Source organism: Negativicutes bacterium, from assembly GCA_018052945.1.
Taxonomy (GTDB): Bacteria; Bacillota; Negativicutes; order JAGPMH01; family JAGPMH01; genus JAGPMH01.
The window spans coordinates 1-5,867 of record JAGPMH010000067.1; the positions used below are offsets into that span (position 1 = coordinate 1).

General features: G+C 33.8%; 5 protein-coding genes. 4 read left to right on the top strand and 1 reads right to left on the bottom strand.

The genetic code is table 11. The features are described 5' to 3' along the window. Positions 1-1,496 (top strand): RecQ family ATP-dependent DNA helicase (locus tag KBI38_07880; protein ID MBP8629968.1); only part of this gene is annotated, 1,496 nt, incomplete at its 5' end. Between the two features lie 283 nt (positions 1,497-1,779). On the opposite strand, the gene KBI38_07885 is transcribed toward KBI38_07880, so the two are convergent. Continuing rightward, positions 1,780-2,907 (bottom strand): acyltransferase family protein, encoded by a 1,128-nt coding sequence (locus KBI38_07885; GenBank protein MBP8629969.1) that lies wholly within the window; start codon positions 2,905-2,907, stop codon positions 1,780-1,782. A gap of 352 nt (positions 2,908-3,259) precedes the next feature. Here KBI38_07885 and KBI38_07890 point away from each other — a divergent pair, with 352 nt between their 5' ends. From KBI38_07890 to KBI38_07900, 3 genes are all read left to right on the top strand, one after another. Next, positions 3,260-4,516: a TolC family protein gene (locus tag KBI38_07890; protein ID MBP8629970.1), complete on the top strand. Its 1,257-nt coding sequence runs from the start codon at positions 3,260-3,262 to the stop codon at positions 4,514-4,516. A gap of 2 nt (positions 4,517-4,518) precedes the next feature. Beyond that, on the top strand, positions 4,519-5,619 hold the full coding sequence (locus tag KBI38_07895) for an efflux RND transporter periplasmic adaptor subunit (GenBank protein MBP8629971.1): 1,101 nt from the start codon (positions 4,519-4,521) through the stop codon (positions 5,617-5,619). A 17-nt stretch (positions 5,620-5,636) separates the two neighbouring features. After that, positions 5,637-5,867 (top strand): ATP-binding cassette domain-containing protein (locus KBI38_07900; GenBank protein MBP8629972.1); only part of this gene is annotated, 231 nt, incomplete at its 3' end.

A 5,867-nucleotide genomic window follows, 5' to 3' on the forward strand; every position in this document is an offset into this window, starting at 1 on the left:
ACAGTACCTTATCCAGTGCGACGCTTAGTCGGAGGCTATATGATATCAGTCAAAATAAATATAAATTAATTTACATTGCTCCGGAGCGTTTGAGTACAGAGGTATTTAAGAATCTTTTTGCTAGCTTGGAAATTAGCATGATTGCTGTCGATGAAGCCCATTGTTTATCACAGTGGGGGCACGATTTTCGACCAAGTTATCAAGCTATTTATCCTTTTATATCCTCTTTGCCAAATCAACCTTTAATCGGAGCTTTTACAGCAACTGCCACCGTGGAAGTTAAAGCTGATATTATTAAATTATTAGGACTATACCATCCGCAAATTTTTGTTACTGGCTTTGATCGACCGAACTTACATTTTTCTGTGCTGAAAGGTGAAAATAAACAAGCTTACATTTTAGATTATTTAAAACGGCAGCCTAACAAATCCGGGATTATTTATGCTGCAACCCGCAAAGAGGTAGATTCTTTGTATAAATTATTGAGTGAGAAAGGCTTTAATGTTGGTCGTTATCATGCCGGCTTAAATGATAGTGAAAGAACGATAATCCAAGAAGATTTTATTTACGATAATACTGCTGTTATCGTTGCGACTAATGCTTTTGGAATGGGTATTGATAAATCAAATGTTCGTTATGTAATTCATTATAATATGCCTAAAAATATGGAGGCTTATTATCAAGAAGCCGGGCGGAGTGGTCGTGATGGTGAGGATGGCGAATGTATTTTATTATTCAGTTCCCAAGATATTATGTTGCAAAAATTTTTAATTGATAAATCTACGGAAAATCCTGAACGAAAAAGCAATGAACTAAACAAATTACAAGCGATGGTGGATTATTGTCATACGCCTAATTGCCTAAGAGCATATATTCTCAATTACTTTGGTGACCATAGTAATATTTCTTGTCAAAATTGTAGTAACTGCCAAGATAATAGCGAAGTATCTGATGTTACTATTGATGCGCAAAAAGTATTTTCTTGTGTTTATCGCCTTAAAGAACGTTTTGGCGTTAATATGATTGCGGATGTTTTGAAGGGATCTAAAAACAAGAAGGTCTTACAGTTTGGCTTTGATCAATTACCAACTTATGGTTTATTTAAAACTAAAACTGTTAACGAAATTAAAAATTTTATTAATATTTTAACTGCCACGCAATATCTAAGCTTAGCAGAAGGTGAATTTCCGATTGTCAAACTAACGCCGGAAGCTTATGCTGTTATGAAAAATGAAGCGAAGGTTTTACAAAAAACAGCAAAAGTTGTGCCGGAAATTAAAGTTGAAAATAGTCTTTTTGATGAGCTAAGAGCCTTACGTAAAGAAATTGCTACTAACGAAAAAATTCCGCCATATATGGTTTTTTCTGATGCAACATTACAAGAGATGGCTAGCAAGAGACCAACAGATGAATTAGCATTAAGCAAAGTAAAAGGTGTCGGTGAAGTAAAATTAAAAAAATACAGCACAGCCTTTTTAAAAATACTAAATATTTAATGTGATGTTATTTGAACAATGGGGTAACCGTTTTAATTAAGATAATTAAAAGAATTTTAACACGAAGTACTCAAAGAAGTCACTAAGTTCACTAAGAGGGGGACTTAGCGACTTCTTGAAATATGGCTAAAAATAGTTTAGCAACTTTCAAACTATCGTTTAACTATTGTCCTTGGTGAATTATTTGTGACCTTTGTGCTAAAATCTTTCCTAACAATATACTAAAAAGCCCGCTAAGGGCTTTTTTTAGTACCTTAGTGGGCTTTTCAGGTGATTAAAATTTTTATTGTGTTAATTTTTTCTTGGTATTACCAAAACACGGAATTTTAATTAATAGATAGCGACTTACTAAGTATGTAAAGGTGACGCCGATAGCCATGGCAATAATATATTTTAAAAATACATTAATTTCCAAAGGGCGTACTAACCAGTTACTGCAAAGAATTGGTAATTGATGGAGATAATAAATAGCATAAGAAGAAATTGATAATGAATACCAAAAATTATTTGTAAGATTAAATTTAGCTTTAAATAATGATATTAGACCGAAGATTGCACTTAGGCAAAAGAACGAATGTAATAAGGCTCTAATAATCTTATAATTTTCCGGTGATAAACCTAAGGTTGGAACGATAAAGACATTGGTTAAATGTGCAAGGCCAAACAAAAGGAATAATGGTAACCAAATTTTCATGCTTGGAGAGTAGCCGATAGAAAACCATTGTTTATAATGAGCGTAAACCCCTACTGCAAAATATATTAAATATAGTGGAACTCTGGTTGGCTGAAATACTACTAGCCACAGCGGATGTAACCAAACACCGTCGGCATAGACTAGATTGACAGCCCAATAGCCCAAACCGCCTAGTAAGCCAATCATAAGAAAAAATAAGAACGAAGGTGCATTGGTATTAGGAGATACTTCCCCAATTTTAGGATTAATCTTATGAGCTATAACTAATAAAACATATAGTAAGACTAAAAAACCTAAATACCAGTAATGCGCATGTTGGTAATACGGTCCCCAAAATAAAGTTTTATAAAACTCTGTAAAACTTATCGGAACATAACGACTAGCAGGTGTTAAAAAGGCAATAATTGGTGCAATCAGCATTGAACCGAAAATCCAGGGAGCAATGATTACTTTAAACTTATCATTCCAAAAGTCGCTAGCGGTACGTTTAACCAGAGATTTGATGCCGAAATAACCGGAGATAAAGAACATAATTGGCATAATGAAATTATCGGCAAACACAACAAATAGGTCAAAAAATAAATTTTTCTGATGATCTACTACATACCACCATTCCGGTGCATAAACCATATAGGCAAGAGCACCGTGAAAGACAACCATTAGCATAATAATAAAAGAACGCAGGTTGTCCAAAAAATACATTCGTGAGTTAGACATAAAAAATCAACCTTTCTAAAAATAATAAATATAGAACTGTAGCAATCATAACAACTGCTTTATGTTTTTTATATAATGCAATTTTCATGCCAAAATTATAATTTAGTAAAAAGCCCAATACCATAAGACTTTTCACTCAATTATATCATTGGTTGAAGCTATTTATCGGTAAAATTTATCATAGAGTGGGGAATTTTTCCCCGCTCTATGATAAAAATGCTCAGTATTTTCTTGAATTTTTAGTTGCAACATACTGAAAGATTAGCATTTGTCATATTATTTATTTTGCGTTATAGTTAGGGCAGGAATGTTTAATAACGTTTGCTAAAAACTAAACAATAGGAGTAAAACGATGTTAAAGAAAAAAATCATAATTCTACTTATGGCGATGCTAACTTCAACTAGTGTTTTACAAGCTCAAACTTTGGATTTAGATACGGCTGTTGAAATGGCGCTTAATAATAATTTAAGTATTAAAATTGCCCAAAAGGATAAAGAAAAAGCGGAAATGGGCTTAAAAGGAACTAAGGCGGTATTGGATCCGACTGTAACTGTTAGTAGTAGTGCTTCAATCAGTGAAACAGATGATAAGGGTTCTAGTAGAAGTAATAAAAACAGTATCGCTTTAAGTATGCCACTTTATTCGGCTGGTAAAAATGAATTGAAAATTTCTAAAGCTAAAGACGATATTGTAAGTATGGATTTGGCACTATATCGTACGCGACAAAATATTAAATATGATACTACCACGGCATATTACAACGTGTTAGAGGCCCAAAAAATTGTAGCGGTTGATCAAGAAAGTGTTAATAATTATAAAGAACATCTTAACAATGTACAAAATCTTTATAATGCCGGAGCGATAGCTAAAGCTGATTTGTTGCGTAGTGAAGTTGAACTTGTTAATGCAGAACAAACATTAATAAAAGCTGAAAACTCTTATGAAATAACAGTAGCTAAACTACGAAATATTATTAAAAATAGTAGTACTGATAAACTTGAATTAACAGATGAGCTATTGCTGTCTGAGTTTACTCAGGACTTAGCAACTTGTAAAATTATTGCAAAAGAAAAAAGACCGGAAATAAACAAATTGAAAATAGCAATTACCCAAAGTGAAAAGGATATTAAAATAGCCAAAGCTGATAAAAATCCGGCCCTAAACTTATCAGTTGGCACTAATTGGGACAAAGCCTTTTTGCCGAGCCGTGATAATAATTCTTGGAATGCTGGGGTCAGTGCCAGCTGGAATGTTTTTGATAGTAATATTACCAGTGCTAAAATAGCACAAGCTGAAATAAGTGTTGAACAAGCTAAACTTGAATTAGAAAAAAAGAGTGATGAGATTGACTTAGAAGTTACAGAAGCTTATTTAAATCTACAAGAAGCGCAAAAAAGATTTAAGGCGACTGGACTAGCGATAAAGAAAGCGAAAGAAGATTTTTTCATTGCTAAGGAAAAATATAAAGTAGGCGAAGGACTTTTACTAGATGTTATTGATTCACAACTAGCCTTATCGACGGCACAACAAAATAATATTCAAGCACAATACGACTATGTTAAGTATAAGGCCCAATTAGAAAATGCTATGGGAGTTGAGGTAGTTTAACAATGAAAATAAAGAATAATACATATAAAATACTCGGCATTATCTTGTTATTAATATTAGTTGGCGGAGGTTATTACTATTTTGCCGGTAGTAAAACGACGGAAGTTCAGCAACAAACAGTTTCGGCGCGCATCGGTAAGGCTTTGGCAACAGTTTCGGCAACAGGAACGATTAAGCCGGTAAATTCCGTTGAAATCAGCTCTAAAATTACTGCTTTAATTAAAGAAGTTAAGGTGAAAGAAAATGAAATTGTTAAAGCGGGGCAGACGTTGGTGATTTTAGAAGATAAAGAGTTAAGTACAAAGCTTGATCAAGCTCGTTACAAGGTTAATAGCACTAAAACAAAATATGAACGGATAAAAAAACTATATACTATTGGGGCAAAATCTGACCAGGAGTTAGAAGATGCAGAATTAGATTATAATACAGCAGTTTCGAGTTATGAGGGCGTAATGTCTAATGTCGAAGATACTATTATTATTTCTCCGCAAGACGGGGTGGTCATTGGAGAGCCTCTTACTGCAGGAACTTTAGTGGCGCAAGGTGTTAATAACCCAAAAGTTATTATGAAAATTGCGGACTTATCAAAGAAACAAATTACAGCCAAAGTGGATGAAACAGATATTGGCAAAGTACAAGTTGGACAAAAAGCAACTTTTACAGTAGATGCTTATGCTAACAAAACTTTTGAAGCAATTGTTAGCAATATTTCGCAAACTGATATTAATGATAGTTGGTCCAAAGACTCTACGTCTTCAAGCTCGGCTAATGCTGGTGTTATTTACTATAATGTCACATTAGATGTTGATGATATTGAAGGTTTGTTGAAGCCGGCAATGACAGCGCGACTTAATATCAATGTTGGTGAACGTGATAATGTTATTTTAATACCACTAGCAGCGTTGAAAACTAACAATGAAGGGCAATATGTAATATTACAAAAAGAAAATGGCATAACTGAAAATGTTAAAGTTGAAGTTGGGCTATATAGTGGTGAAGAAGTTGAGATTAAGAGTGGCTTAAATGAAGGCGATAAATTGGTGGTTTCATATATTAAGCAACAAGAAAAAAGTAGTCAACAAACTCCAAAACCGAGGATTTAAAAAATGAGGATAATGATATGACGGTAAAACTAGCTAATATCAGTAAAGTATATAAAATGGGCGATAATGAAGTAATAGCGTTAAATGGTGTTGATTTAGATATTGCAGAAGGTGAGTTTGTTGCGATTATGGGACCGTCAGGTTCAGGCAAGTCTACCTTGATGAATATTTTGGGGTGCTTGGACACTCCGACCACCGGTTCGTACTTACTTGATAATGAAGAAGTTGCCAACTTGTCAGAAGATGTC

Excerpts from the sequence above, each read along its gene's own strand:
- KBI38_07895 (MBP8629971.1), top strand. The coding sequence starts at position 4,519 with ATGAAAATAAAGAATAATACATATAAAATACTCGGCATTATCTTGTTA.
- KBI38_07885 (MBP8629969.1), bottom strand. The coding sequence starts at position 2,907 with ATGTCTAACTCACGAATGTATTTTTTGGACAACCTGCGTTCTTTTATT.
- KBI38_07890 (MBP8629970.1), top strand. The coding sequence starts at position 3,260 with ATGTTAAAGAAAAAAATCATAATTCTACTTATGGCGATGCTAACTTCA.